The sequence below is a fragment of the Psychrobacter sp. 1U2 genome (assembly GCF_051847575.1).
Window position 1 is genome coordinate 43,035 of sequence record NZ_JBPYDC010000010.1, and the last position, 25,405, is coordinate 68,439.

Here is a 25,405-nt window from a genome sequence, read left to right on the forward strand (position 1 = left end):
TAGGTTATAAACAACTATTAAATTAAAAAGCTAAGCTTAACATTAGACTTAGCTATGGATTGAATCAGATATTGAGTTAAAGATTAGGGCGCATTGCCCTACTACTATGTAGTGGTACTATATATTAGTTAATTGCCAGTGCTCGTCGGCTAAGCTTAAACGATGAGTGACATCCGCTGGATAGTCGTCTTTGCTCAAAGGCACTATTACCCGGTACCCTTGCTGACGATATTTTTCGACTTGCTGCTGTAACGCTTGCTGGCGCGCACTATCGGCCTCAATCATATCAGCATAATCGACCATCACTACCGCTGGCGCTTCAAGCTCAATATGCGCCAATAATCGACTGACATCCATACTGAAACCAGTCGCGGCTCGTGGGGCTTGAGCCTCCGTCAGTTGACTATCCCGACTTTGCATACCATCGAAGCGACCGCCGCGCACTAGTGGCTGGGTCTCACTATTGATATAGCCGTTGAAGACAATACCCGTATGGTAATGATAGCCTGATAGCTCGGTGACATCGATACTCACTTCACAGTGCCATTGCTGCTGCAGATGAGCGGTCAAGCGCTGTAATTCGTCGACTGCTTGCGCGATTTCGTGGTCTTGCTTAGCAGTAGCAGATAGCTTCGCCAGCAACCCGGTCATATCATGACCAAAACGCGCCAACGCATAAAAATCGTTCCCCATCGGCAAGGCTTTACTTATCCTTTTAAGCTCTGGTAGGTTTTTATTAGCATACAGCGTCATCAGCTGATCGGTATCACTAGCAGACAACTGTGCCAGATCAGCTAAGCGTTTGAATATTGCTACGTGACCTAAGTCGATATGGAGACTCGCTTTTAGCTTCAAGCCATTGACCATAGTAAATAATACATCTACTAGCTCAATGTCGGCCTTTAGATCATCACAGCCAAATATCTCAGCACCCAATTGCAGCGGTGTGCGTGAACCAAATAATCCTGAAGGCAGCGTATGAATCACATGGCCAACATAACAATAACGCGCGATACCCTTGCCATGATGCGCGTCAATACGCAGAATCTGCGGCGTGATATCAGCGCGTAGGCCCATCAATCGGCCCGTCAGCTGATCGATAATCTTGAACGTTTGACGCTTAAGATCTTCTGAAGCCTCACTCAATAATGACTCGGTATATTCGATCAAAGGAGGACTGACTGGCTGATAACCATGAGTAATCAGCTGCTGGATAAGTTTATAACGCAAGACCTCCTGCTTTTGGGCAGCAGAAAATAGCACATCGCCAACACCATCAGGTAGCAGCCAATTATTAGCCACTTCGGCGGCATGATTACTCAAGTAAGAAAGGCCATTAGTAGCCCCTGTAGGTGTCGTGTGGGTACTCTGCTGAATCGCCGAAGAGGAGTGAGCAAAGCTAGTAGAATCAGAACTGACAGACACAATGAATCCTTGTTTGGCTTATCACGCAAACGCGATACGATAAGTTTATGAGCGGTTTGTATTTTTAGCACGCACTATCACTGACCCAATTCTATAAAGCAACTAGGTCATCTCAATACCAAATCATTTTCAGTTTAGGTTATTTAAAATCTAGATCGTTATGTATTAGACCGATTTAAGTATAGTCGTTTTAATTATGATAATGAATAGACAAGAATGATAAAAGCTATCGCTGTGCTCTTCAAATATTTGACATACTATATAAGACATATAACATAAAGTGTTTGAACACACTCATGCGAAATGCTCACAGCACTTGAGGATTTAGTTTAGCATAGCCGTTAAGATTCGACTAGTCACAATTTTTTTGAATAACTCGCGATTACTTCCGATTATTCATCGTTTTTTAACTGCTATAAACAGAAGTCTTTGAGAAGAGTGACGGATACCCGTCGTGTGCTACTAACGCAGTAAGGCTGCGATAATCAAACGCTAATAATAGAGTAGTTTTTGGCTTATTGATTCATCCCTACGCCCTAGACCCGTGTTACACTAACTCATATTTTTTTTGGAATTTTTATGTCCACAGATTATCATCCAAACCCTGACATCAATCAAACCAATGTGCTCGGCACCGCGCTTGCTAGCTGCTGCTTTGATCCTATCACGGGTTATTACCGTAACGGCTTTTGTCATACTGGCAACCAAGACGTTGGCCAACATACTGTCTGCGCCAAAATGACCAGTGAATTTTTGAACTTTTCGTCTAGCCGTGGTAATGATCTGATCACCCCTTTACCTGAGTATAATTTTGCAGGTCTAAAGCCTGGTGACTATTGGTGTATTTGTGCGCTGCGCTGGGTCGAAGCCTTAGATTTCGACATAGCGCCGCCTATCAAGCTTGAAGCTTGCCATGAGAGCTTACTGACGCTCGTCGATATTGAGACGTTAAAGCGTTATGCTTTATAGTTAGATATTTGATAGGTGGTATGCGACATCTCGTTATCTTGTAAAGCAAGCATTGTCTGAGATGCGGCAAGTCTTATGCTATAAAGATACCTTTAGTTAGATAGATAGAGGTTTTAATCTAAAGACTTAATTTTAACGACTAAGAAGAACGTTTATGCACCGTGATGATGAGACGTCAGTCCAGACGATACGTATCACCCCTGATTCTAATATCGAACGTATCTACTCTGACAGCGTTGAGGCGCCGCTAAACTTAGTCGATTACGATAGCTATATTTACGGTGATGCGGACGCGACGGCAGAAGATACGCTTGAGACCATGACCGTCTATGACCCGGACTCAGAGCGCTATGAAGATATCGTCGTCTCAAGCGAGGCTGAAGTAGTCAACTGCTACTCCTACTCGCGTAAGACCGGTAAGCAAATCAGCCAGTTGGCCCTCAGCGATGTTAGCAAAGCCTTGACCAATAATAACCAGTTTATCTGGCTGGGACTTTATGAGCCAAGCTTACAGACCATCGCCGAAGTACAAAATGCTTTTGATCTACATGAGCTGGCTATAGAAGACGCTTTTGCTGATAATCAACGTGCCAAAGTCGAAGCCTATAATAACGATACGATATTTTTGGTCGTTCGAACTGCCAAGCTCGAAGACAATTATATTCGCTATGGCACGACCGCCATATTTATGGGTAAAAACTATCTAATCACTATCCGTACTGGCCCCTCAAACGCCTATGCACCGATACGTGAGCATTGTCATCTACGCCCCGAAAAACTAAGAATGGGGCCTATCTTTATCTTGCATGCTGTCCTTGATTTTATTGTCGATAACTATCTGCCCATCACCGATAGACTCGGCAGCTACTTACGCGAGCAAGAGCGCAATATCTTTACCTATGAGTTTAATAAAGACACCCTAAAAAACCTGTATGAAATTAAGTCACAACTGGTACACATGCGCGCGGTAATCTTGCCGGTACAAGATATCTGTAATTTCTTTATCAATCATCAAAAAAGTGACTTAGTACCCGCCTTCCCTAATGCCGCTAAGCCTTATTTTCGTGATATAAACGACCATCTACTGCGCTCATTAGATGCGGTTAACGGTCTCAATGAGATGCTAAGCTTAGCTATGGATACTTATATGGCTATGGTCAATATGGGACAGAATGAGGTGGTACGTAAGCTTGCTGCTTGGGCAGGTATACTCGCTGTACCGACTGCTGTAGCGGGCCTTTATGGTATGAACTTTGATTTTATGCCTGAGCTGCATTGGCAATACTCGTATTTTGTTATTCTGTTTTTGATTGCTGCGGCTTGTAGCTACTTATACTATAAGTTTAAAAAAGTGAAATGGCTCTAATTAACCCTAACTCAATGATAAGTGAAACATCCTGAACTAAATCTAAGCTAAAAAAAAGAGCTCATCAACGAGCTCTTTTTGATATGTATTGAAAGCTTAATATATATTTGAAGCTATTTCAGCCAAAAGAACCTGACTCATAACTAAGCTTACTACCGACGTTTTCTGATGTTAAAGCTTGGCAGATGATGTTCAGTATTGGGACTTTGATGATCGTCATAGTAGTCTTCAGGTCGACCGAACATTTTTGCCGTCCAAGTCAGAATTACAATTGAGAGGCTCAATATCATTACCGCCACCGAAATAGTCGCTAGCAGCCAGAGATGATAATACTCTGATACCGCCTGCACATCGACGACTAAATGCCGTGATAAAGCGGTAATGGCGATAAATATCAAAAACTGCACGGGCAAACGGTGGGTCTTAAAATAAATACCGATCATCGCTAAAAGCTCAAGATAAATGAACAGTAATAAAATATCCTTTAAGTCTGCTGAGCCTTTTTGGAAAATATAAAAAAACTCTTTGCCCGCCGTCCACACCACCACTAAGCTGATAAAAAACAAAATCACATAATGGCAAATATCGACGAAGTCGCGACCAAGGTATTGTAAACGCTCATAAATACTGACGTCGGTTTTGGAGTGTTGCACCCTGTCAATACTGCTCGTCTCAAAGCTATCTTGCTTGACGTTATTATCCCTTTTAACTTCATCTATACTAGCTGCATTGGAGCTAGTCTCATTAATATTCGCTTCGCTTGTAGGCTTTGATGACTTATCTGGTAACGTTGTCATCAGCCTGTCGCACCAGTTGTTAGCTCAGCATCTAGTCCGGCTGACTTTTCTGCGGCCTCAACCGTTTGGCGAATCAAGGTATTGATAGTCATCGGTCCGACCCCGCCTGGTACTGGCGTATAAGCACTAGCAATACTAGCCACACCGCTCATTTCAATATCACCAACGCCGCCGTTATCAGTAGGGTGGAAGCCCGCATCAACCACTACCGCGCCGGGTTTAATCCACTCGGCTTTAATGAGCTCAGGTACGCCGACAGCACCAACAACGATATCCGCGCGCTCGACATGAGCTTGCAAATCTTCGGTTCTTGAATGGCAGATCGTCACGGTGCAGTTGGCATTTAACAGCATCATCGCCATGGGCTTACCTAAGATCGGACTACGCCCGACCACCACCGCCTGCTTACCCGATAGCTCGATATCGTAGTGCGCTAGCAGATGCATGATGCCCTGCGGTGTACAAGAGCCGTAAGCTGACTCGCCCATACTCATACGACCAAAACCTAAGCAAGTCACGCCATCGACATCTTTTTTCAAGTCGATTTGCTCAAAGCACGCGCGCTCATCGATATGATCAGGCACAGGGTGCTGTAATAAAATGCCATGCACATCTGGATTATTATTGAGCTCATCAATTTTAGATTTGAGCTGCTCGGTGGTAGTTTCGGAGGGCAGCTCGACCTTGATAGAGTCCATACCCACGCGCTTGCAGGCATTTCCTTTCATACGCACATAAGTCGCGGAAGCAGGATCGGCACCGACCAATATCGTCGCAAGGCTTGGGGTACGTCCCGTCTTATCTTTAAGCGTAGCCACGCGCAGGCTCAGTGAGTGCTCTATTTGTTTAGCGAGCGCTTTGCCATCTAACAGCGTAGCGGATTTTTGCTCAGTTGATGGTTCAATAGTGTTTGACGCACTTGACATGATAACTCCAAAATTTTGACGATGAACAAAAAAGGAAATCCGTATAATTCACGCGTGATATTGTACCTTTGTTACCGGCAAAAACCTACCCACTTACGTCCATTAAAACACTCTTCCTAAGCTTCGTTAATACCTTTATCGAAGTTTATCACCTCCTTTTTAACACCCCTCTGCTTATTATTTATAACCCTTGTATTAGGATCTACCTTAAAGTCTTTATTAGAGATTATTGGGCATTTATTGATCAGCCCTGCTAAAAGCTAACTGGGCGGTCAATAGATTTGAGGTTACATCTGTGTTAGGTTATTGACACAAAAATCAAATACTAATGGTCTACTCCTTTGGTATTTATCTTTTTTACGTTTATATTTATGTCATGTTATGTCATGAACTATAAGTATAGTGAGGTGCAAATTTGCAAAACGAGTCACTGTTTCAATTTTCGGCGCTAACCGTTATTTTACTGTTAGTCGCTTTTTATGGGGGTACTTACTTACTCTCTTTACTGATCAAAAAAGACAAAGAATCGACCAGTGGTTTTATGGTCGCAGGACACGGTGTTGGCTTCGGTATGGGTGCCGCTAGTATGACCGCCACTTGGATTTGGGCGGCCTCGTTCTATGCAGCGGCTACTTCCGGTTATAAATATGGTGTATCAGGTCCGATTCATTACGGCTTTTGGGGCGCATTGATGATTTTATTCATCTACCCATTCGGTATGCGCTTTCGCGAATTGGCCCCTAACGGTCACACTTTAGGCGAGCTTATTCACGCCCGCCACGGCTCATCAAGCCAATTGATTTTAGCCATATCTAATCTTATGGGCAGCTTAATTAGCTTGATGGTCAACTTCACAGCCGCAGGCGCCCTAGTATCAGTATTATCACCCTTATCCTTTCAGACTGGTGTACTTATCGCTGGTATCGGCGTCCTGAGCTATACGCTGACTTCAGGCTTTCGAGCGTCAGTCTTTACCGATTTTGCTCAGCTTGTGGCTTTGATGGCTATCGGGGTAGTGATTATTCCGGCCGTGCTGTTCTCCATGGGCGGTCCTACGGTCATGGTAGAAGGATTATCCAATCTAACCCTTGAGCAGCAAGATTTCTTTTCATCAGAAGCCTTTTTACAGCAAGGTGCGCCTTTCTTTGTCGCGGTATTAGCGTACGCAATTGGTAATCAAACGATTACCCAAAGGCTGTTTGCCATTGATCAAGACAAAATTAAAGCTACCTTTGTCACCGCCACTGTCGGTTACGCAGGCATCGTCATTGGTCTAGGTATGATAGGTCTAATGGCCTTGACTATCGGTATTGAGCCGCTAAATGGTGATATGAATAATCTGATTCCACAAATGGTCAGCACTTATTTACATCCAATATTTATTGCGTTGTTCTTTATTCTAGTTATCGGTTCGTTATCTTCAACGGCAGATTCTGATTTGTCCGCACTATCGACGATTATGATGGCGGACGTCTACGGCAAAAACATCGCTAAAAAAGGCAATGTCAAACCCAAAACGATGATGCTTGTGGGCCGTGGTACGATGATCGTCGCCACCGCTGCTGGTCTGATATTTGCCAGCTTTAAGCTCGACATCTTAGTGATGCTAGTATTCGTCGGCGCGCTATGGGGCGCAGTGGTATTCCCGGTTATCGCTAGTGTGTTTTGGAACCGAGTCACCAATGTCGCGTTTACCTCTGCGGTCATTGTTGCCTTAATATTCTTCTGTATCGCCCGTTTTGAGTTGATCCCTATTACAGGCGTAACGGCGCTATTCTTTGAAGCGATGGCGAGCGTTGGCGCTGCTGTGGTTATCGGACTTATGGTCTTTGGTTTCTTAGGCCGCAAAGCAGGTATGGGCGCCGCGGTAGTGACGCTGATCTTGATGTTGATATTTGCCACGGGTTTCTTGCGCGATTATATGGTATTAGTCGCCTCTTTAACCGCTTATGGCGTCAGTACGATTGTCTGTACTATTGTGAGTCTTATGGGCAATGAGCGCTTCGATTTTGATTTGATCAAAAAACGCGTTGGCGACTATGACAAAAAAGCTAAGGTAACTCCTACTCCCAAGCGTTAGGATAAGGTGGGTTGACACGGATGAAAGTCAGCCAACCTTTCGCTAAATACAGTAGTGAGCCTATAGCCGCTGATAAGTACTTACTTAGCGGCTATTGCTCAGACCCTATTAAATAGCCATAAAAAGGAGACAACATGGATAACACTTTTATTTACGGCCTATATATTTTGATTTGGCCTGCTATTACTTTAGCAGTGCTAGTATTGATTTGCACTGCCACCTATCGCGATATCAAGCGAGCCAAACGCGATAATAAAGATATCGTTTAATAACTTTTATTAAAACAAGTTAACTGCTTGTATTAGCTCTATTAATTAGTATTCGCAGGAGTGCGACGACAAATAAGCAAAATTTAGCCAAAAAATAGCTTGTATTTTGAATTAATTTTGCTAATATAGTGACCCTTGGCTGGGTAGCACAGTGGTTATGCAGCGGATTGCAAATCCGTAGACGCCGGTTCGATTCCGACCCCAGCCTCCAATTATATCGCTCAACTATTCAAGATTTTATTGATAGTGGTATTTATAGAAATTAGCTCAATTTTGACTTGCATTATTGAGATAACGGCTTATAATAGCGAGCACTTATCTAGTAACTAGATGGTCTATCAGCTAGTTTACGCTTAAGATAAAACAAGTTTTGCCCGGGTGGTGAAATTGGTAGACACAAGGGATTTAAAATCCCTCGCTAGAAATAGCGTGCCGGTTCAAGTCCGGCTCCGGGTACCATTATATAGTTCTATGCTATCTCATAGAGTAGACAAAGCCCCTGATATCAGGGGCTTTGCTGTATCTGACGTCTTATACTGTCCTGTCTTATCTAGCCCAATCCGTGCATATAATGTACACTGTGATGTACACTGGTTTCTAAATGTACATTGAGGGTGTCGTCATGGAAGAGCGCAAACCTATTAGCTCCGATCGGAGTATTAGTAGCCACAAAGCTGCTGACAAAGAATACCTAGTGACTGTCAGACATCATCCAATGCTTTACCTTATGGTCAGACCAAATGGCACTAAGTCTTGGATCTATCGTTATAAGTCCCCTACCTTATCTAAAAATAAACGCATCTCACTGGGTGTGTATCCAAGTGTGTCGTTTGCACGTGCCCGTGAGATATGGCGTGACTATGAAGAACTGCTTAGCCGTAATATCGATCCTAAAGATCATCGTGAAGAAGAACAGAAAACACTATTAAGCAATACTAACAATAGTTTTAGTCATTTTGCTTGGGAGTATTTTGATAGCTTGGATCAAACTCAAAAGAGTAATACGCTTATTCGTAAAAGAGGTCGGCTTGAGCTGATCTGCTCATACATAGGTGATGAGCCAATCAGTGAGATCAGCTCGCCTAGAATGCTTGAGGTACTGTTAGACATTCAAGCTAACTCATTAAACAAAGCTGGCAAGCCCACAGATAAGGCTGAGCGCTGCGCAGGTATCGCCAGTGACGTATTTGTTTATGCGGGTGCTCGTGGCTTCTGTACGAGCAATCCTGCGGCGTTAATTAAAAGCCAATTAGCTAAGTCAAGCTATGGTCATCGCCCTGCCATCACTAAGCCCAAACAGCTTGCTAAGTTACTGCGTGACATAGAGACGATAGAAGGTGATCTAAACACGATAAACTCGCTTAGGCTATTGGCGTTACTGTTCGTGCGTAATGGTGATTTAAGACGTATGCGTTGGGCTGATATTGATCTAGATGCTGGCAGGTGGACACTAAAGCCACTCAAAGGACAAGGTAAGGTAAACATGGTTAAAGACATGGTGATTCCCCTACCTCGTCAAGCAGTGGCTATTTTGCGTGAGCAGCATAAAATTAACGGTCATACTCCATATGTGTTTTTCAGTCAGACGGCAAAAAAGCATCAGATCATCTCTGATGCGACGGCAAATAAGCGTTTAAAAGATTTGGGCTATAAAGACATACATTGTGCTCACGGTTTTAGAGCCACAGCGAAGACCATTTTACAAGAGCAATTAAAGTATCCGCTTGTGCTTGTTGAGATGGCATTGGGTCATACGACTAAAGATCCTAATGGCACGGCATATGGTCGGTTTGAGTATATTGATGATCGGGCGCAGATGATGCAGAAGTGGGCGGATTATTTAAACGCTTTAAGAGAAGGTAAGGATACCGCTAAGTTTAGAGCTGATACTAAAGATACAGCTAACCCTACTGCCCAGCTGCAAGCGTTAATCGCAGAATTGGGAGAGGATCAGGTGTTAGCCATGTTGAAGAATAAGGCTTAAGCACCCCACCCGATTTTTAAATAAATTGAGAGATATAATATTAGCTAAAAAGGCTTTAGACCGATACAGAAAATCAGTCAGGCAGCTTAACTCTATTTATTAGATGTCTTAGGTTTGCGAAGGGTGCCTAATATTTATAGATATATTCGAGCATATAAAAAATCGAAGACCATGTTAATCATGATCTGCGATTGTCATTTAATTAACTAAAGTGTGTGGAGAAAGTATTATAGTTATCAGCTTTCACGAATTTAGCTGGGTTTTCTAAATCTAAACCATTGCTATCTTTGCTCAAAGCCTTGAAGTGCTCTATACCACAATCAATCTTGGCCTTCTCAGCTGCTCTCAAATCATCAGAAAAAATGCTTGATTTGGTTTCAACCACAAAGTATAGCTGCTCACCCATCTCATCATCTTTATCAATCAGTACAGCCCAGTCAGGGTTATAACTGCCTAATGGCGTATCAATCTTAAACCAAGCAGGTAGTTTAGTATAAAGCTTAACTTCTGCTGATTGCTCAAGCTTCTCAGCAAACTCAAACTCAGTATTAGAGTCACAAACGATGTAATCATAAACTGACTTGTGTGCTTCAACCATATTTTTTAGATAACCTGTTAGCTCTTCTTCTTGAAACAGCTCTTGAGCATAATAATTATCATCACCAATGCGCTGGTACGAGATACCATCAACAATCGCTAAACGCATTTGTTTGCGAATGACTTCCGCACATTGTTGAATAAATAGCTGTGGGTTTTTCTTAAATGCTTCGAGCTTATCACCCAAACCAAGTAGTATATGAATTATCGTTGAACGTGTTAGATTCGTTTGAGACTCTAAGTAGGTTACAATATCAGGGAGCTTAAAGCTTACCTCTAGCACACCTTGTTTGTCTTGGACTTTATTACCCTCTAAATCCAAATCAGAAACGAGAAGTCCGGATTCAGCAATTTCAACTCTTCGTTTTTTTGACTCATACTTAACACTAGAAACAACAACAGAGGCTCTGATCTCTTTGATACACTTCTCTACAAGCTCGCTAACGCTGAAATTCACTCTATAGGTGGTTTTATACTTGATACGATCCCAAAGGGCCTTAAAATCATCACCTAATACGACTTGCTTACCCTCTTTCTCCTTGAGCTTAGCAGTCTTTTTCTCCTCATGTTTCTTGATACTTAACCCTCTTGCAACTTTAGTTAAGGTAGCAAGAATAGCTTCAGCATGCTCTTTTGCACTTTCTGGTAGAACAACTGTATTATCAGCTAAATCGATTTTTAGAGAATCTTGAATTTTGCCTTTATTATTTATATAGCCATGACTTTCAAGGTGCTGATAAATCTCTTCTGATTTTTTTGCTCCAAGAAATTCTTTATCATTATGCTCATCGGATATTACGATATTGGCAAACTGATGTTTTTCTACCACACCAAACTTAATTCCTTCTTCTTCTTCAATTTCTTTCTGGAACTTAGCTACAAACTGATCATAAGATTCGTTTACCATAACTGTTAGTGTGTTTACTTCAAAACCGTAAGGCACTCGCTCACCTGACTGATCTACAGCTAAACGCAAACCACGACCAACTTCTTGGCGTTTTTTCGTTTCAGACTTGGTCTCATTTAAAGTACATATTTGGAATACGTTTGGATTATCCCATCCTTCTTTTAGAGCAGAATGACTAAAAATAAACCGTAGCTTCTCATCCATTGAGAGCAACTTTTCTTTATCTTTCATAATGAGGTTATAAGCTGACTCATCAGCAATAGTTTTACCACCTTCACCTTTTGCTGAAAGCTTAGATTCTGCAAACAACGGATTTCCTAGGGCGTCTTTCTTTCTATCTTGGGCAAAGTAACCATCATGAACAGAGCTTGCCAATTCCTTGAGAGCTTGTTCATTGATAATTGACTTTCCAGCATCATCCTTATCCCATACTGAAGGGTATAAAACACGATACTTTGGTTTTTTAAGCTGTTTTATAAACTCTTCTTCAAACCAACTGGCAAACTTACCTTGTACAGGCACACCATCTTTAGTGTACCCACGGTAATTGGCTACTTTATCAATAAAGAACAGACTAAGAACTTTAATTCCTTTTTGACTAAGAACTTTAGAGTGATCCATTGGATCAACTCCAGTGGTAATTTTTCGATAGAATTTCAGTTCTTTTTCAAGATGCTCTTCTACTGTCTTCGATACTTGCAGTCGCTTGTAAGTGTCTTGATCAACTTCACCAATAGCCTGATTGAGTTCTATGATGTCATCACGACTCGTAAAATCAACATACTCGCTGCCTTCCTCGCAATAAATATCATTGATCACATAGCCTTCATAAAGATCTCGGCCACCAGAGGCTTCGAATAAGTCGGTACCTTGTTTTACTGTAATAGATTTACGAGGCTGTAACTTACCTGTTTTGGTCTGAGCATCGATTTCAATTTTTGCAGTAATTGGTGACTTCTTGTTATCAACGCTAAGAAGCTTGATATAGGCTTGATTATGGTTATCTTTAATTTCTAATGAAGCAACCTCAATTTGTTTCACCAATTTACGCTCAAAAGCATCTCTTGAATCAAGCTTATAGAGTTTATTAAAATCTTCATTTAAGGTAGCTGAATAGCGAAATGTACATAACGGATTTAAGCTAGCAATCGCTTTTTTACGTTTGGCTGTAGAAGTTACGGACTGAGGTTCATCAATAATTACTATTGGGTTTGTCGCTTGAATAAATTCGATGGGCTTCATGCCATTGAGTCGATCATCTGTACGGTGAATGAGGTTGGCTTTAGTCTCTTTTTCAGGGTCAGTAAATGACTTACTGAAAGCATCAATATTGATTACCATGATTTGAATATAGTCATTAGTAGCGAAATTCCTTACCTGATCTCGCTTTGATGAGTCATATACAAAGTAATCATACTGAATATTTTTATATTCTTTTCTGAAATGCTCTTCTGTAATTTGAAGAGACTTATAGACACCTTCCTTAATGGCCACCGAAGGAACAACAATAATAAACTTACTCAAGCCATAACGTTCATATAGCTCAAATACGCTACGCAGGTAAACGTAAGTCTTACCTGTGCCTGTCTCCATATCAATAGTAAAGTCAAGGCTAGGAAGCGCTTGTTTGGTTGTTTCTGTTTGCGGGAGCCCGTTCAACAGTTGAACATTGCGAGTATTCTCATACAGCTCTTCTGGTAGCAGACTAAGCGCATTAGCTACACCAATGTCATTATTCTTCGAAAATAGACCTAACTGTTCATTACTGAGAGCACTGCTTGCAACAGAAAAATTTGATTGAAAGGTTTCTTGGCCTTCAAATACACCTACAACGGCGCTAACCGCATCTTTTTGGTGAGAAAGGTCAGGATTAAACTTTATTTTCATTTCAGACATGACTTATCCTTTAGATGCTTTTAACATCGTCAATACCAGCTTGTTTTAAGATCTGGATGGCGTTAGTTTTCACATTACTGTCTGCAAAGCCTGCGTCTTTAAATACAACCTGAGTTGTTTCTGGATCTAACTCAGCTTTGAGCTTAGCAATACCTTCGACTACTTCACTTGTAATGCCATCATCTAAACACACAATCAATGCGCCAGCACCAACAACAAAGACTTGCTTACCATTTACAATTTCAGTCTCTACTGGAACTGTGAGCTCAATACCATATTTGAGCAAAATCTCATAGAGCACATCTTCGTTTGAGCGGTCCGCTTTAATTGATTCGGTTGCTTCTCTTAGAACTTGCTCTAGGTTGTCGAAGTCTGCATCCCACGGCTTAATGTTTGTTTCATCAAGCTTGAGCACTCTGAAACCTTTCTGATCATCAGATAATCTATCACTATATAAAGAGTTCACTCTCTTTAATCTTTCTTTTGTTATTTCGCTTATTAAATATTTACTGCCAATAGAGTCGCAGAATCTAATTACCTCTGTGTTTTCTTTACTACTTAAATCTATAGGCTCTGGGAGCTGTACAGAAATATATTTTAACTTTCTTTGTTTACTCGCATTCAAGTAAGCGACTGCTTGTGCGGTCGTTCCCGACCCTGCAAAAAAATCAAGAACGATACTCTCTTCATCAGGTAACGTGCCAATTTGAATACATCTTGAAATAGTTCCTACTGGCTTTGGTCTTGAAAAAACCTCCTTATTAAAGCCTAACTCGATAAATTGCTCACTTCCACGCTCACTATTAACATCTTTATGAGTCCAAGCTGACGTTGGTGTCACAGGGGGTCGACCATCTAGATAGTCTTTTTCCATGATGCCCCATATTTTTCTAGTAGGCATAAATTTCGGAAAGACATCACTTAATCGCTCAGAAGCTGTATCAAATCCCCAACGCCAACGACCATCACTACCATCATCTTTCTGTGGAAATATCTCGATTAGGTTGGTATTTTCGATTCTGCGCTTAGAAACTTCAAGGTGATTACTCTTTGGATCATGATAAAAATAATAAAACATATCTGGTCGATCTTCTCTTTTATCTGAGTCACCTGTCTTTCTAAGATCCATCTCACGGTACTTTTTACCAAAACCATCAGTTTTATTATATCTTTTAGTTATATGCTCTTCTGCTTCAAACCCGTATGTTCTTGCTTCTGCAATATTTTTAGACATAACTAAAATGTATTCATTAGCAGTAGCAATAAACTTATCGTCAGAACGACCTTTAGGGTTATTAATATTTGAAATCAATCCGAGCATATTCTGCTCACCAAAGATCTCATTTACTATAGATAGCAAATTGCCAACTTCATTATGATCAATAGAAATAAAAATAACTCCATCATCAGAAAGCAGGTTTCTTGCAAGTCTTAATCGAGGGTACATCATATTAAGCCAGTCTGAATGGTAGCGTCCTGAAGTGTCAGAATTTGTACTCAACTTATTGCCTTGACCATCAACTTGATTCGTCTGTTCAAGGTAGTTCTGTATGTTATCTCTAAAATTATCCTTATATACAAAATCCTTACCTGTGTTATAAGGAGGGTCGATATAAATCATCTTAACTTTTTTATGATAAGACTTTTGTAGTAGCTTGAGCACTTCAAGGTTATCGCCTTCAATAAATAAGTTTTCTGTCGTGCCCCAGTTTACACTTTCTTCCTTACTAGGACGGAGTGTACCTGTCGAAGGCGTTTGAGCGATTTGACGCGCCTTGATTTTGCCATTCCAAGTAAAGTTATAGCGTTCTTCTGAATCATCAACTTCTGCTCCTAAGACTGCTTTAAGAGTCTCAAAATCAATTTTGTTTTCAGAAAAAACATCAGGAAAAAGCTGCTTAAGCTGTTCAATGTTTTGCTGTGTAATGTCTAAGCTTTTTGCTTCTAGGCTATCGCCAGTAATTTTTTCCATTTCGCTTCCTATATACTTTTAACATCGTCAATACCAGCTTGTTTTAAGATCTGGATGGCATTTGTTTTTACATTACTGTCTGCAAAACCTGCGTCTTTAAATACAACCTGAGTTGTTTCTGGATCTAGCTTATCTTTAAGCTTAGCAATACCTTCAACGACCTCACTTGTGATGCCATCGTCTAAGCATACAATCAATGCACCTGCTCCAACCACAAAGACCTCTTTACCATTTACAATTTCAGTCTCTACTTGAACTGTGAGTTCAATGCCGTATTTAAGTAAAATCTCATAAAGTACATCTTCGCTTGAGCGATCTGATTTTATGGATTCTGTCGCTTGTTGAAGAACTTGCTCTAAGTTATCAAAATTAGCGTCCCACGGTTTAATATTTGTTTCATCGAGCTGAAATACCTTGAAGCCATAACTTTCTTTCATATTAAGCTTTGCTTCAGCCCTTTTAATACGTTCGATGGCAAATGTTGATATTTTTTTGAATCCAGACTTAAATGCTTTAGAGTCAACAGGGTACTCCTCTGGTAACTGACAAAGAATGTATTTTCGCGCTTTATTATCCTCCATATTTTGTCTGTATATAGCTTCTGCTAAAGTTGCTGACCCTGCAAAAAAATCTAAAGCTAAGTCGCCATCGTTTAATCCAAGCTGAACGAATCTCTGTAACATCTTTACAGGTTTTGGGGTTTCGAAAAATACATTCCCATCAAATAAACTAGCTAAATCTTTAGAAGCAGTACTGTTACTCCCAACATCATTAAGCAATGTTGAGGCGGAAACCCCGTTTCGTATATCTTTTAAAAACTTCTTATCCATTGGACGACCGTCACCCTTTTTTCCCCAATATATAGAACCGTCTTTTATTTTATCTAACATTTGATCTTCTGGTACAATCCACATTCTACCTTCAGGTGGCATATGCTTCTGCTCTGTTATAGGATTAACAATTTCGTAGATCAAGCTAGGGGTAGCTCTACCACCTTTAGCAGCTGCGGTTAGATTGTCTGGAGCCCATCGGCCTCGAGGGTCATTATCAGGATTTTTATACTTCTTGTCTTTCTCAATATCCCGAGGTAGTAAGTTCAGATTAACCTCGCTTTGGTTTTTTGCATAAACTAAAATATATTCATGCACACCTCCAATAACTACATTGTTTGGAGCAGTTTTTTTAATCCACACAAAAGGTTCGATGAAGTTCTCTTCACCAAATATTTCATCACAAATAGATTTTACGTTAGAGTATTCACTATCATCAATGGATATAAATATCACTCCATCATCTTTCAACAAGTTTCTCGCAAGCTTTAAACGGGGGTACATCATAGATAGCCAATTTGAATGATAACGCCCTGATGTATCAGAGTTTGTACTTAACTTATTGCCACTAAGGTCAGCTTGACCTGATATCTCTAAATAATTTTTAATATTATCTTGAAAGTTATCCTTATATATAAAATCTCTTCCAGTATTATAAGGAGGATCGATATAAATCATCTTCACTTTTTTATGATAAGACTTTTGTAGTAGCTTGAGCACTTCAAGGTTATCGCCCTCAATAAATAGGTTTTCTGTCTTGTCCCAGTTTACGCTTTCTTCTTTGCTAGGCCGTAGTGTGCCTATTGAAGGAGTTTGGGCAATCTGACGTGCCTTAGTCTTGCCATTCCAAGTAAAGTTATAGCGCTCTTCTTCTGGGCTTATAACCTCACCACCACTTTCAATTAACTGTGCTGTCAGTGCATGGACATCAATTTTATTTTCAGAAAAAACATCTGGAAAAAGCTGCCTAAGCTGTTCAATGTTTTGCTGTGTAATGTCTAAGCTTTTCGCTTCTGGGCTATTGCCAGTAATTTTTTCCATTTCACTCATTTCTGTATATACCCTTTAGGCCTGTTTATTAGTCTATAGTTACACTGCCACTGTGCTAGTAGAGATAACTAAGCTTGTATTCTTAGGTGACTCACCCTACTGTAATTCATTTTTGATAGTAGCAATTTCTTGCTTTGCCTTTTTTGCCTCTACGTTAAGACGCAACTTAATATTCATTTGCGTTTCTTTTTTTAACTTATTTCTGATACTAGCTAGTTCTGTTTCCAACCCTTCTAATTTTTGGAGTAAAGCTGTTTTATCTTCGTTACTCTTCTCAGAAAAATCCGAGCTAGTTGATGTGCCAATTTTTTCACTACCTACTTGTGCTTCAGGCTTATAGTTTCTTTGAGATATGGAAGAGTTCTTTGATTCGTAATTTCCAGAAATCCTACTGGCCTTTAACCCTATAATCATTGAGATAAGATCTTGATAGAGCTCAAAATGATTAAGACTTGAGACGTTCACCAAAGAAAAGTCATTAAGAAAATCGTTTTCGTTAGCACTTAGTTTTTCTGGATGCAACCAGTCGCTGTTATAAATATGCTCAATGACCAGCTTGGTTTTATCAGCTTGGTTAATCCGCTTGTCAGCCAAGCTAATTGCTAACTCATCCTGCAGCTCAACCAACAGAACGAGCGGATAAGGAATTAAAGTATGCAGTAGCTTGGTTATATTTGTGAGTCTGTCTTTGTGCTTCTTACCAGCTTTTAGCACAACACGTATTACCGCTACTTCTAGGTATTCAACTGTCTCAGTCACATATATAGAAATATTAACTGTGTCTGGCTTCAGAGTATTGCGCCATTCTATAGATTGAATAAGGTCAGTGACTAATTTCTTATCATGACTACTAAGCTCATTGTTATCTATGAGCATTTTTTTAGTGATGCGCGTACCAAGGAATGTAGACTCAGGAAGCTTTAAGTGGTCACATACCTTGTCTATCAAGCTGCCACAAACTTGAGAATGATCATTTTCTTCAGAAACAGCTCGAAAATTTATATATTCCATTACAAGACAACCATATAACTGATCACTTCAAAGTCATTCACGTTTTGAGTGCTAGATGCTGACAAGACTGTTCCGCCTCTGTTAAACAAGCTCACAGCACCAATCTCTTCACTTTTACCAGCAATATTTGCCACTGCTTTCGATAAAAGATTTTGATAATGTTTCATCTGTTTACCATTTTTAGTTCTGTTAGCAAATTCTTGATAAGCTGTACTGGACTGGCTAACCTCGGTTAGCTCTGACCCTAGCTTTTTACATAGATCAAGAATATTCTTGGACTGAGTAAACGAGAGTAAAACCTCTTCTTCATCAGAGACATAAACAAGATAGTAAGGTGCGAGAGAATAGCTATCTTCGACTTGTACTTTACCCTTGATATCTTTTAGACAGAAAATAACACCTGGTTCAACCTCATCCTGCAATCCTGCAAACTGGCTTGATTCTGATTCAAATGCTTCTTTAGATATAATCACAGGAGCGAACAAACCAATTGGAGTTTGCTCTAGCAAGCTAGTATTATCTTGCTCATTATTACTAATAAAGCCTGTTAAATCCATTCTAAAGTCATTGAGAGTGAGGTCTGTGATAGATACACCACCAGATATTTCCTCAAGGTCTACGACGGCATTTTGAAGCTGTTCAAGCTGCTTTCTGCGATACTCAAGATCATTCATTCCTTTATTTATTTTTGGATCTTGCTCAATTATATTTTCTTCACCTGTTGCTGAAATATCAAGTAAGACCATTCGACCACTAACTCTAGCTTCAAGATTAATATACTCATCTAATTCCATGTTTGGCCAAAAGTTAACCAGCTGAATGACATCATTGGTTGAACCCAAACGATCAATACGTCCAAAGCGCTGAATGATACGAACTGGATTCCAATGAATATCATAGTTGATGAGATAATCGCAATCCTGAAGGTTCTGGCCTTCTGAAATGCAATCAGTAGCAATTAAAATATCAATCTCTTCTTTAAACTCAGGGAATACTTTGTCACGTTCTTTCGATTTAGGTGAGAAGTGAGTAAGAAGGCTGTTCAGGTCTGTTTTGAACTTCTTACCATCAGTTCCACGTAAAGTCGTCTCTGTACGTTGTCCTGTAATGATTGCTGAATGGAGACCTAGCTCTTGCTCAGCCCATGGAGAAATATTTTTATACAGGTATTCCGCTGTATCAGCAAATGCCGTAAAAATTATTACTTTTTTATTATTTCCGTTTATTGGGTTTTTACATTTATCAGAATAGTTACTTTTTAGCATTGTTAGCTTCGCATCTCGTGCTGCATCTATACTTTTAGATACACGTAAGATTTCTTGAATAAAAATACTATCCGCTTCTAGATCTTGAGTAAATCTAATTAAATCTACATCCTGAATTCGAACCTTTGTTTTATTTCCAATTAGGTATGGGGCTAACTCTGGAGATTCAAATTCGAGGTCGTCAATTTCTTCAATTGATGGAGCCATAAACTCTTCTGTCTGCTCACTCATCAGATTAGAGTCAAAATGATCTATTTTTTCTAGCAACACATTCACTTGAGTGAGTAATTTTTCTAACGTTAGTGTGAATGAGTGAATGGAGCTTTCCATACGCTTCAATAAGTTAATGCGGATAAGATGAATTAAGCTTTCTTCACGATCAATCTGCTTAAATACACTTTTTCCGCCTTTAACTTCTTGGTCATACCTTCGAGCATATTCAGCTTTTTTATCTACTCTGACGTACTTTATTGGTGAGTAGAACGCTAATGAGAGCCTACGGATATTTTTATTTACCTCTTCTAAAGGTGGGAACTGATTCTTTAGGTCTATTGAAGCCTTCAAGTTGATCGGTAGCAGACGTGTAGGGAAATTCCCCATGTCTGAGGTGCCATAATACTTTTCAATATGTTTGCGAGAACGAGCAATAGTATAAATATCAAGCAACTTAAAATAATCAAAGTTCATTGAATCAAGCAAATCTTTTGAAGTACGCTCATCAGGATCTTGTTCTGCCCATTTTGAAAACCTTGTTTGCGCTTGCCTTAGTGTTCCTTCAATACTGCTAATGCCATGATCTAGCAAAGCATGGTCATTTGCTTCAGTAATGAAAGCCACTTGGTTTTTCATATCATTCAAACGGTTATTTACTGGTGTGGCAGAAAGCATCAGCACTTTAGTTTTTACGCCAGCTTGAATGATATCCTCAAGTAACCTTTGATAGCGATTACGCCCATCTTTTTTAGGATTATTATTTCTAAAGTTATGAGACTCATCAATTACAACGAGGTCATAATTACCCCAGTTAATAGTTTCAAGATTTATATCTCCTGAATAACCACTGGTACGACTCATGTCCGTATGATTTAGCACATCATAATTGAAACGGTCACTTGCAAGTAAGTTACGCTTATCGTTCTGTGTATAGATTAGCCAGTTATCACGCAACTTTTTTGGACAGAGCACTAAGACCTTATCATTACGAAGCTCGTAGTACTTAATTACAGCAAGTGCCTCGAATGTTTTACCTAAGCCTACACTATCAGCGATAATACATCCGTTGAAGTGTTCCAGCTTATTGATTGCACCTAAAACGCCATCCTTTTGAAACTTATAGAGCTTATTCCAGACGATAGTATCTTTAAAACCTGTTTTGACTTTTAAAATCTTATCTTCTTGCAGCTCACCAATAAAGCCTTTAAAGATGCTATATAGAGTAATGAAGTAAATAAACTGTGGTGTTTGATCAGAAGTGAGTTTTGCTAATTCTGCTTGATAAAGCTCTTTAGCTTCTTTGACTTGCGCTTTGCTACCCCAAACTCGATTAAAAAAAGAAAGCAATTCTTTGGCTTGATCAGCGTTTGCAAGGGTTATCATATCAAAACCCTTAGATTCAGTTAGACCCAAACCTTGACCGTTAAATTGTGCCCCGTTGATAGCAACCGATTCAGACATTGAATCAACATGTATGACATGTTGATGAACTGCACCAACCTGTTGAACCAGTCGAACTGAAACTTTTTTCTCTAACCAACTTGCAAACTCTTGAGCTACTGCCTTTTGTTTTAGCTGATTACGAAACTTATTTTCTAGCGCTGTACCATTTAGCGCACCAAATGGAGACTCATTATCTGATGAGCTTAAATAATCAAACCCTTTAGCTTGAGAGAATAGCAGTCGAGCTGAATCAACTTTATCAAGTGATTCTTTTAAATGTTCGTATGCGTATATAGAGAAGAGGCCTGTCATTACTGCAAGCTTGTCATTATCTCGAATTGAGCTAATAAGAGTATCAGATACTTTTTCTACCACGTTATCTATTAGCATACCAATTAGTTACCCTTTTATCTTAATCAAAATTCTATCCATATTAACAGCCTCTTAGTTTTTCACCAATGTATCGCCTTTACTTCTTAGTTTTCATTCTTTATATCTACTAAATAATCCGGCACCCCCAAAAAACACCCCTTCATCGTCATCCGATCAAAACTATATACATGAGCATGGGGAGCTTCCTTACAGCGCCCCACTAGCGGTGGCCTTTGATCAGGCTTACCTTGCGCCAGTATGATTGTTCCTGAGCAGATAGGACAAGTTGCGGTAAACTCTGTCACTCTAGCGACGTTCAGCCTGTTTTTGTCTCTGTACATTTCGATATCAGCATTATCAACATTTACGTTGGCAAAAAACATAGGCGCTTTAATCACACGATGATAAGGCAGCAAGTATAACGGCATGAAAAAGTAGCGCCAGCTGATATAAGCAAAAGGTATCATTGCACTAAACAAAATAGCTTGCCATAAGCTGACAGTAGGCAGATCATCCAGTAGTAAGAGCACTAAAAAGGCGTATATCGCTATCAAAACATCGAACACGAATACTGCCATCAGTAGTAGCATAAGAAAGATTCCTTTCACGCTAAGTATTTTAAGCTCACCTTGATTAAAAAACAGCTTGGTAAATAATGATGGTTTAACATCGGATGTGGCTTTACGTTCGTACGTAATAGTACTTAAGTCCTCAGCCTCTTCAATATCGCCATCAGCTTCAACGGTAGTCAACTTATCTATCTGCTCTTGCTCTGACCGTTTACTTTCGATAGTTTGAATATCCATCCATAGCAAAGTCTTATTTTTCGAACCACCCCCTGATGCCGATGTAACAATTATTGGCTCATACCCTAGATTGATAAACGCCTTTTTACAGTCTGGTTGATCATTAATAAACGCTTTTAAAGTCGCCTTTAACTTTATCGTTTTAACCGCATTTTTGGCGGTTTGACTGTCTATACTTTTTTCATCAATATTTTTTGCTTTGGCATAAATTTGCTGCCTTGATAGCTTTTCAGGCTCAAACCCATCGTCCGAATACTCAATTTTTCTAAGCTGTTCACTGACAATAGTTTTTAAATACGTATTCCAAAGCGTATCACGGGGATAGTTTAACAACTGATTATGCAATTCATTGAATACCTCTAAATGATTGTTTTTCATAGAAATCTACCGTTTAAACCCCTGTTAACACCCCTATAGCAGCCTGTTTTAAAGCCAAATTTCATCGCATAGTTACTTCACTCCTAACTAACTAACAAGAGGATGGTAACTATGTCTATGTCAATCGCTGTTAATGAGCAAAAGCAGATCGTCAATGTTAAGCAAGTCGAGCGAGGGCTGGCTTGTATGTGTTTTTGCTTTGAATGTGGTGAGCCCGTTGTGGCTCGTAAAGGTGAGAAAAATGAGCATCATTTCTCACACCTTAGCAATAAAGAAAGCTGTACGATTCACCCTGAAAGTATCCTACACAAGTTTGCCAAGCAAGTCATTATGGATGAAAATTATTTAACGCTACCAGCATTACCTGACGAACGAAACGATGATGACAAGACTTGGCAGTTTGATCATTTGGTCACAGAACAAGCTATTGGCTCTATACGACCTGATCTAGTAGCGACTATCGATGACGAAATAATGTTTATCGAGGTGGCAGTAACATCATTTATCGATGCGGATAAATCTGCATTTATTAAGCAGCTTGGTATCAAGACAATAGAGATCGACTTGCGTGAGATTATTAAACAAGATATGGAGCTGCCAAGCAATGAAGCGAAAGATTATATTTTGGACTGTGTGAGTAATAAACAATGGGTATTCCCTAAACCAAGTACTACAACAGCGTCTACTCTATCAGTTGAACCTACTGATAACTGTCAAAAGACCACTGAAGAAGATAGCAATGAAAGCTTTGATAAGGGGTATAGCACTTATCGCTTTACGATCAAGCACAGCTGGGTAGATGTGAGGGTATTTAATTCAGGCATGGTGTCAGTGAAATGTGTGACCTATAACCACGATGTCATCGAAATACTAAAGCAGTGGCGTAACGAAGGCGGCGGTAAGTACAATAAAAAATACAAGTCATGGAATTACTTTAGGCCCTTTTCAGACACCGTCTTGAAACGACTGCAAGAAATGGATATGACACCAAAACAATAGCCAGATGCCTAGCCACGTTTATTATACTTTACTTAGGAACCGATTATGAACAATACTATTCTACTACTCACCATTCTTGTTGCTTTCGTTTTGCTGGTACTTGCCGTCCAAAAAATCTTAGCGCAAAACAAAACTATTTTACAAAGCGAGCGTGATATCGCCAATATTCAAACCGCGATAACCCAGCAACAAGCTGATTTTGAAGTTGAGCTTGCTCAAAAAATTAAGGACGCTAAAAAGCGCTCTAATAACATGCAGCGTAATGTACTAAAAGGTCAAATCGGTGAACAATTCACTCCCTTTATCGCTGATTTTCCTTACAATCCATCTGATTGCCGCTTCTTAGGAGAACCAATTGATTATATGATTTTTCAAAATCTTCATGCATGCTCAGAAGGGTTGGCTGATGTAGAAGATGTACAGATCATTATTGCTGAGGTAAAAACAGGTAATGCTAGATTAAATGTGCGTCAGAGAATTATTAAGCAAGCGATCGAAAATGGTCAAGTCAGTTTCAAGGAGCTTCGAATCAAGCATTGCGAGGACACTGAAAATATTACCATCTTGACAAGCTAAACTATACTACGTGATCATTATTATGCTATCGTAGCCTATAAACCACAAAATATTGTTAAAAACGGCTAACTATGATTACCTATATTCGTTTCGATAATTTCTACTCTTACCCAGGATCAACTGAAGTATCGTTTACGCTGGGTAAGCAACCAACTGAGTCTAACTATGACTTTTACATCGATACCGCGCATGACCAGTATCGGCTCAATAAGGTCACAGCGATCTTAGGTGCGAATGGCTCTGGTAAGACACAGCTGCTAAAAGCAATATCGTTCTTGCGCTGGTTTATCTGCGGCTCTACCAGCAGCCTTGATTCAGAAGGCAATATCCCGTATAGCCCCTTTGCTATGAGCAAAGACAAGGAATCTGAATTTGAGATGAGCTTTTTACTCAAAAATGCTGATGGTGTTTATGAGGAGTATCGCTACGAGTTAACGCTTAGCCAAAGCCGCGTGATCAATGAAGCCCTATATAAAAAAACCAGTCGCTTATTTAGCTACGTTTTTAGCCGTCACTATGATGGTGATGAGATGGTTTATAAGCATCGCGGTTTTGTCATTCCATCGCTTGCAGATGACGTGAAAAAAAACGCCTCCTTAATCAGTTATGCCAATTTGCTTGATGAACCACTAGCAGAAGCAATCATTGAGATGTTTGAAGGCTATAAAACCAATGTCGTCTCAATGGGTAGGCTTGGCAGTCTTAGCCAGTCTATACCTGAGATGACTGAGTTGTTTGCTAAGGATGATGGCTTAAAACAAACCGCTGAAAAGCTACTTTGTCAGTTTGATACGGGCATCGATGAGATTAATATAAAAAGCGTAATGATGGTCAACGAAGGAAAGCAGCAAGAAGTACTGCTGCCCTTTGGTGTTCATAAAGTCGGTGATGACTCATTTGAGCTTATGATTTATGAAGAGTCTAATGGCACACAATCTGCTTATAGCTTGCTTGGCCTAATACTACCTGTACTTAAACATGGTGGCGTAGCTATTATCGATGAGCTTGATAACGACTTACACCCCCTACTTTTACCTGCCATTTTTGATTTATTTCGCTCATCGCATCATAACCCTCATAACGCTCAGCTTATTTTTAGTTGCCATACGCCTGAAGTATTTAACTTATTGAATAAGCATCAAATATACTTGGTTGAAAAGTATGAGCAGGCTTCAGAAGCTTGGCGGCTTGATGAGATGGAAGGGGTTCGTAACGATGACAATCTGTATGCTAAGTATATGGCTGGCGCGTTTGACGCGATACCAAATCTATAA

Annotated in this window: 17 protein-coding genes and 2 tRNA genes; 10 read left to right on the forward strand and 9 right to left on the reverse strand. The window is 40.0% G+C overall.

Annotated elements, in window-relative coordinates; all coding sequences use genetic code 11:
• Positions 1-117: 117 nt before the first annotated feature.
• A complete protein-coding gene (locus tag ACS8FD_RS06705) occupies positions 118-1,425 on the reverse strand; it encodes an ATP phosphoribosyltransferase regulatory subunit (protein WP_439275066.1) in 1,308 nt (435 codons plus the stop codon).
• Positions 1,426-2,004: 579 nt separating this feature from the next.
• Here ACS8FD_RS06705 and ACS8FD_RS06710 point away from each other — a divergent pair.
• On the forward strand, positions 2,005-2,394 hold the full coding sequence (locus ACS8FD_RS06710; RefSeq protein WP_439275067.1) for a DUF2237 family protein: 390 nt from the start codon (positions 2,005-2,007) through the stop codon (positions 2,392-2,394).
• A 154-nt stretch (positions 2,395-2,548) separates the two neighbouring features.
• On the forward strand, positions 2,549-3,760 hold the full coding sequence (corA, locus tag ACS8FD_RS06715) for a magnesium/cobalt transporter CorA (RefSeq protein ID WP_439275068.1): 1,212 nt from the start codon (positions 2,549-2,551) through the stop codon (positions 3,758-3,760).
• 152 nt (positions 3,761-3,912) lie between these two features.
• Here corA and ACS8FD_RS06720 read toward each other — a convergent pair whose 3' ends face one another.
• Entirely contained in the window at positions 3,913-4,413 is a 501-nt protein-coding gene (locus ACS8FD_RS06720; protein ID WP_439275106.1) for a phosphate-starvation-inducible PsiE family protein, read from the reverse strand.
• Positions 4,414-4,556: 143 nt separating this feature from the next.
• Positions 4,557-5,483, reverse strand: coding sequence for a bifunctional methylenetetrahydrofolate dehydrogenase/methenyltetrahydrofolate cyclohydrolase FolD (gene folD, locus ACS8FD_RS06725; protein WP_439275069.1), 927 nt, complete (start codon positions 5,481-5,483; stop codon positions 4,557-4,559).
• A 430-nt stretch (positions 5,484-5,913) separates the two neighbouring features.
• Between folD and ACS8FD_RS06730 the strand changes: the two genes are divergently transcribed.
• The 5 genes from ACS8FD_RS06730 (at position 5,914) to ACS8FD_RS06750 (ending at position 9,816) form a co-directional block, all read left to right on the forward strand.
• Positions 5,914-7,563, forward strand: a complete 1,650-nt coding sequence (locus ACS8FD_RS06730; protein WP_439275107.1) for a sodium:solute symporter family protein — start codon at positions 5,914-5,916, stop codon at positions 7,561-7,563.
• Positions 7,564-7,697: 134 nt separating this feature from the next.
• Entirely contained in the window at positions 7,698-7,832 is a 135-nt protein-coding gene (locus ACS8FD_RS06735) for a putative transporter small subunit (RefSeq protein ID WP_213017893.1), read from the forward strand.
• A gap of 137 nt (positions 7,833-7,969) precedes the next feature.
• A tRNA-Cys gene (locus ACS8FD_RS06740) sits at positions 7,970-8,043 on the forward strand.
• A gap of 161 nt (positions 8,044-8,204) precedes the next feature.
• Positions 8,205-8,291, forward strand: a tRNA-Leu gene (locus ACS8FD_RS06745).
• A 163-nt stretch (positions 8,292-8,454) separates the two neighbouring features.
• The gene (locus tag ACS8FD_RS06750) at positions 8,455-9,816 is read left to right on the forward strand and encodes a tyrosine-type recombinase/integrase (RefSeq protein ID WP_439275070.1); all 1,362 of its coding nucleotides are present in this window, start codon (positions 8,455-8,457) and stop codon (positions 9,814-9,816) included.
• A gap of 202 nt (positions 9,817-10,018) precedes the next feature.
• Here the strand turns inward: ACS8FD_RS06750 and ACS8FD_RS06755 are convergent, their stop codons facing one another.
• The 6 genes from ACS8FD_RS06755 to ACS8FD_RS06780 all read right to left on the reverse strand — a co-directional run bounded on the left by ACS8FD_RS06755 (position 10,019) and on the right by ACS8FD_RS06780 (position 22,556).
• On the reverse strand, positions 10,019-13,216 hold the full coding sequence (locus tag ACS8FD_RS06755) for a type III restriction-modification system endonuclease (RefSeq protein WP_439275071.1): 3,198 nt from the start codon (positions 13,214-13,216) through the stop codon (positions 10,019-10,021).
• Between the two features lie 10 nt (positions 13,217-13,226).
• Positions 13,227-15,188, reverse strand: a complete 1,962-nt coding sequence (locus ACS8FD_RS06760; protein WP_439275072.1) for a site-specific DNA-methyltransferase — start codon at positions 15,186-15,188, stop codon at positions 13,227-13,229.
• A gap of 8 nt (positions 15,189-15,196) precedes the next feature.
• Positions 15,197-17,059 (reverse strand): site-specific DNA-methyltransferase, encoded by a 1,863-nt coding sequence (locus ACS8FD_RS06765; RefSeq protein WP_439275073.1) that lies wholly within the window; start codon positions 17,057-17,059, stop codon positions 15,197-15,199.
• A gap of 105 nt (positions 17,060-17,164) precedes the next feature.
• The gene (locus ACS8FD_RS06770) at positions 17,165-18,079 is read right to left on the reverse strand and encodes a DUF4391 domain-containing protein (protein WP_439275074.1); all 915 of its coding nucleotides are present in this window, start codon (positions 18,077-18,079) and stop codon (positions 17,165-17,167) included.
• On the reverse strand, positions 18,079-21,375 hold the full coding sequence (locus tag ACS8FD_RS06775; protein ID WP_439275075.1) for a helicase-related protein: 3,297 nt from the start codon (positions 21,373-21,375) through the stop codon (positions 18,079-18,081). The genes ACS8FD_RS06770 and ACS8FD_RS06775 overlap by 1 nt, the downstream gene beginning before the upstream one ends.
• Positions 21,376-21,476: 101 nt before the next feature.
• A complete protein-coding gene (locus ACS8FD_RS06780) occupies positions 21,477-22,556 on the reverse strand; it encodes a hypothetical protein (RefSeq protein ID WP_439275076.1) in 1,080 nt (359 codons plus the stop codon).
• Positions 22,557-22,667: 111 nt separating this feature from the next.
• Between ACS8FD_RS06780 and ACS8FD_RS06785 the strand changes: the two genes are divergently transcribed.
• From ACS8FD_RS06785 to ACS8FD_RS06795, 3 genes are all read left to right on the forward strand, one after another.
• The gene (locus ACS8FD_RS06785) at positions 22,668-23,555 is read left to right on the forward strand and encodes a competence protein CoiA family protein (RefSeq protein WP_439275077.1); all 888 of its coding nucleotides are present in this window, start codon (positions 22,668-22,670) and stop codon (positions 23,553-23,555) included.
• Between the two features lie 45 nt (positions 23,556-23,600).
• Positions 23,601-24,131 (forward strand): Holliday junction resolvase-like protein, encoded by a 531-nt coding sequence (locus tag ACS8FD_RS06790; RefSeq protein WP_439275078.1) that lies wholly within the window; start codon positions 23,601-23,603, stop codon positions 24,129-24,131.
• Positions 24,132-24,202: 71 nt separating this feature from the next.
• On the forward strand, positions 24,203-25,405 hold the full coding sequence (locus tag ACS8FD_RS06795) for an AAA family ATPase (RefSeq protein ID WP_439275079.1): 1,203 nt from the start codon (positions 24,203-24,205) through the stop codon (positions 25,403-25,405).

What these genes read in the sequence shown, in the direction of transcription:
- ACS8FD_RS06765 (WP_439275073.1), bottom strand. Translation starts at nt 17,059, where the DNA reads ATGGAAAAAATTACTGGCAATAGCCCAGAAGCGAAAAGCTTAGACATT.
- corA (WP_439275068.1), top strand. Translation starts at nt 2,549, where the DNA reads ATGCACCGTGATGATGAGACGTCAGTCCAGACGATACGTATCACCCCT.
- ACS8FD_RS06710 (WP_439275067.1), top strand. Translation starts at nt 2,005, where the DNA reads ATGTCCACAGATTATCATCCAAACCCTGACATCAATCAAACCAATGTG.
- ACS8FD_RS06750 (WP_439275070.1), top strand. Translation starts at nt 8,455, where the DNA reads ATGGAAGAGCGCAAACCTATTAGCTCCGATCGGAGTATTAGTAGCCAC.
- ACS8FD_RS06770 (WP_439275074.1), bottom strand. Translation starts at nt 18,079, where the DNA reads ATGGAATATATAAATTTTCGAGCTGTTTCTGAAGAAAATGATCATTCT.
- ACS8FD_RS06780 (WP_439275076.1), bottom strand. Translation starts at nt 22,556, where the DNA reads ATGAAAAACAATCATTTAGAGGTATTCAATGAATTGCATAATCAGTTG.
- ACS8FD_RS06755 (WP_439275071.1), bottom strand. Translation starts at nt 13,216, where the DNA reads ATGTCTGAAATGAAAATAAAGTTTAATCCTGACCTTTCTCACCAAAAA.
- ACS8FD_RS06795 (WP_439275079.1), top strand. Translation starts at nt 24,203, where the DNA reads ATGATTACCTATATTCGTTTCGATAATTTCTACTCTTACCCAGGATCA.
- ACS8FD_RS06760 (WP_439275072.1), bottom strand. Translation starts at nt 15,188, where the DNA reads ATGGAAAAAATTACTGGCGATAGCCTAGAAGCAAAAAGCTTAGACATT.
- ACS8FD_RS06785 (WP_439275077.1), top strand. Translation starts at nt 22,668, where the DNA reads ATGTCTATGTCAATCGCTGTTAATGAGCAAAAGCAGATCGTCAATGTT.
- ACS8FD_RS06735 (WP_213017893.1), top strand. Translation starts at nt 7,698, where the DNA reads ATGGATAACACTTTTATTTACGGCCTATATATTTTGATTTGGCCTGCT.
- ACS8FD_RS06790 (WP_439275078.1), top strand. Translation starts at nt 23,601, where the DNA reads ATGAACAATACTATTCTACTACTCACCATTCTTGTTGCTTTCGTTTTG.
- folD (WP_439275069.1), bottom strand. Translation starts at nt 5,483, where the DNA reads ATGTCAAGTGCGTCAAACACTATTGAACCATCAACTGAGCAAAAATCC.